This window comes from Myroides sp. LoEW2-1, assembly GCF_009767705.1.
Taxonomy (GTDB): Bacteria; Bacteroidota; Bacteroidia; order Flavobacteriales; family Flavobacteriaceae; genus Flavobacterium; species Flavobacterium album_A.
Window position 1 is genome coordinate 1 of record NZ_WSPP01000074.1, and the last position, 3,468, is coordinate 3,468.

Below are 3,468 nucleotides of genomic sequence, written 5' to 3' on the forward strand. Positions count from 1 at the left end.
AAAAAAAGGTATTATACAGAGTCTCGTAGCTCAGCTGGTTAGAGTACTACACTGATAATGTAGGGGTCGGCAGTTCGAGTCTGCCCGGGACTACTAAAATACACAGGAAATACTAGAGGTTTAGACTAACCGCCCAAAAGTTACTGTTAACTGTAAGCTGTTAACCAAACACTAGAAACGGGGGATTAGCTCAGCTGGCTAGAGCGCCTGCCTTGCACGCAGGAGGTCATCGGTTCGACTCCGATATTCTCCACAAGGACTAAAGTCCAACCGTTCATTGACATATTGATAAAACTTAACTAACAAAACAGTTAGAAAGAACAAAAAATATAGAAATATATAGAAAGTACGATTCGAAAGAATTGTAAGCACATAAGCAAAATAAGGGCGTATGGGGAATGCCTAGGCTCTCAGAGGCGAAGAAGGACGTGATAAGCTGCGAAAAGCTACGGGGATTGGCACACACGAATTGATCCGTAGATATCCGAATGGGGCAACCCAATATGTTGAAGACATATTATCCTGTATAGGAGGCGAACCCGCTGAACTGAAACATCTAAGTAGGCGGAGGAGAAGAAAACAAAAGTGATTCCGTAAGTAGTGGCGAGCGAACGCGGAATAGCCCAAACCAAAGTTGTTACGGCAATTTTGGGGTTGTAGGACCACGACATTTCTTGCGGCTTGAATTAGAAATACCTGGAAAGGTATACCGAAGAGGGTGACAGTCCCGTATAAGTAAGAAAAGATAAGAATAGTGGTATCCTGAGTAGGTCGGGGCACGTGAAACCCTGATTGAAACTGGCGGGACCATCCGCTAAGGCTAAATACTCCTGAGAGACCGATAGTGAACCAGTACCGTGAGGGAAAGGTGAAAAGAACCGTGAATAACGGAGTGAAAAAGATCCTGAAACCATACGCCTACAAGCGGTCGGAGCCCATTCGTTGGGTGACGGCGTGCCTTTTGCATAATGAGCCTACGAGTTACCGTTGCTGGCAAGGATAAGGACTTCAGGTCTGGATCCGTAGCGAAAGCGAGTCTGAATAGGGCGCTTTAGTCAGTAGTGGTAGACGCGAAACCGTGTGATCTACCCATGGGCAGGTTGAAGTTTAGGTAACACTAAATGGAGGACCGAACCGTTTAACGCTGAAAAGTTTTCGGATGACCTGTGGGTAGGGGTGAAAGGCCAATCAAACTCGGAAATAGCTCGTACTCCCCGAAATGCATTTAGGTGCAGCGATGATCATAGTTACTTAGAGGTAGAGCTACTGATTGGATGCGGGGGCTTCACCGCCTACCAATTCCTGACAAACTCCGAATGCTAATTAATGATAATCATCAGTGAGGGCATGGGTGCTAAGGTCCATGTCCGAGAGGGAAAGAACCCAGACCATCAGCTAAGGTCCCCAAATGTATGCTAAGTTGAAAAAACGCGGTTTGATTGCCCAGACAGCTAGGATGTTGGCTTGGAAGCAGCCATTCATTTAAAGAGTGCGTAACAGCTCACTAGTCGAGCGATCGAGCATGGATAATAATCGGGCATAAGTATACTACCGAAGCTATGGATTTACGTTTTAAACGTGAGTGGTAGGGGAGCATTCTATCGGCAGAGAAGGTGATTTGTGAGAATTGCTGGAGCTTATAGAAAAGAAAATGTAGGCATAAGTAACGATAAGGGGTGCGAGAAACACCCCCGCCGTAAGACTAAGGATTCCTGAGCTATGCTAATCAGCTTAGGGTTAGTCGGGACCTAAGGCACACCCGAAGGGGGACGTCGATGGCCAACGGGTTAATATTCCCGTACTACTTATAACAGTGATGGAGTGACACAGTGATGAAAGCACCGCGAACTGACGGAATAGTTCGTTGAAGCACGTACCTATAGGTTTGATAGTAAAATGCGTCAGACTTGGAGAAATGCGATAGTACTCAGCGTCTACGGACAAAGAGATAGTGTGCCTAAGGGCTGTCAAGAAAAGCTTCTAAACATAGGTTATAAGTACCCGTACCGTAAACCGACACAGGTAGTCGAGGAGAGTATCCTAAGGCGCTCGAGAGATTCATGGCTAAGGAACTAGGCAAAATAGACCTGTAACTTCGGGAGAAAGGTCGCCAGCGCAAGCTGGCCGCAGTGAAGAGGTCCAGGCGACTGTTTATCAAAAACACAGGGCTCTGCAAAATCGTAAGATGACGTATAGGGCCTGACACCTGCCCGGTGCTGGAAGGTTAAGAGGAGATGTTATCGATGAGTAATTGTTGAGAAGCATTGAATTGAAGCCCCAGTAAACGGCGGCCGTAACTATAACGGTCCTAAGGTAGCGAAATTCCTTGTCGGGTAAGTTCCGACCTGCACGAATGGTGTAACGATCTGGACACTGTCTCAGCCATGAGCTCGGTGAAATTGTAGTATCGGTGAAGATGCCGATTACCCGCAGTGGGACGAAAAGACCCTGTGCACCTTTACTATAGCTTAGTATTGTTCTCGGATAAGTGATGTGTAGGATAGGTGGGAGACTGTGAAATGGCGTCGCTAGGCGTTGTGGAGTCATTGTTGAAATACCACCCTTTGCTTATTTGAGATCTAACTCCGCAATTGTGGAGGACATTGCTTGGTGGGTAGTTTGACTGGGGTGGTCGCCTCCAAAAGAGTAACGGAGGCTTCTAAAGGTTCCCTCAGCACGCTTGGTAACCGTGCGTAGAGTGCAATGGTATAAGGGAGCTTGACTGAGAGACTAACAAGTCGACCAGGTACGAAAGTAGAGCATAGTGATCCGGTGGTTCCGCATGGAAGGGCCATCGCTCAAAGGATAAAAGGTACGCCGGGGATAACAGGCTGATCTCCCCCAAGAGCTCATATCGACGGGGGGGTTTGGCACCTCGATGTCGGCTCGTCACATCCTGGGGCTGGAGAAGGTCCCAAGGGTTGGGCTGTTCGCCCATTAAAGTGGCACGCGAGCTGGGTTCAGAACGTCGTGAGACAGTTCGGTCTCTATCTACTGTGGGCGTTAGAAATTTGAGTGGATCTGATTCTAGTACGAGAGGACCGAATTGGACCAACCTCTAGTGCATCTGTTGTCTCGCCAGGGGCATCGCAGAGTAGCTACGTTGGGCAGGGATAAGCGCTGAAAGCATATAAGTGCGAAACCCACCACAAGATGAGATTTCTTTAAAGGGCCGTGGGAGATTACCACGTTGATAGGCTATAGATGTAAAGGCAGTAATGTCATAGTCGAGTAGTACTAATAGCCCGTAAGCTTATGTGAATCTCCCCTTGTTTACATACAAGGGGAGGGCAACTTTCTAAGTGATAGTTAAGTTACAATATCAATATAGTTAACAATATTAGTTACGTTAAAGTAACAACCGATTTAGGGTGGTTATTGCGGCGGGGCTCACCTCTTCCCATTTCGAACAGAGAAGTTAAGCCCGCTAGCGCAGATGGTACTGCTAACCAGTGGGAGAGTATGTCG

2 tRNA genes and 2 rRNA genes are annotated in these 3,468 nt (G+C 47.4%); all 4 read left to right on the forward strand.

Annotated features, from left to right (window positions below):
* Nucleotides 1–19: 19 nt before the first annotated feature.
* A tRNA-Ile gene (locus GOQ24_RS05470) sits at nt 20–93 on the forward strand.
* 86 nt (nt 94–179) lie between these two features.
* Nucleotides 180–253: transfer RNA gene (locus GOQ24_RS05475), tRNA-Ala, on the forward strand.
* Nucleotides 254–370: 117 nt separating this feature from the next.
* Nucleotides 371–3,261: ribosomal RNA gene (locus GOQ24_RS05480) — 23S ribosomal RNA — on the forward strand.
* A 106-nt stretch (nt 3,262–3,367) separates the two neighbouring features.
* Nucleotides 3,368–3,468: ribosomal RNA gene (rrf, locus tag GOQ24_RS05485) — 5S ribosomal RNA — on the forward strand; the annotation flags it as partial.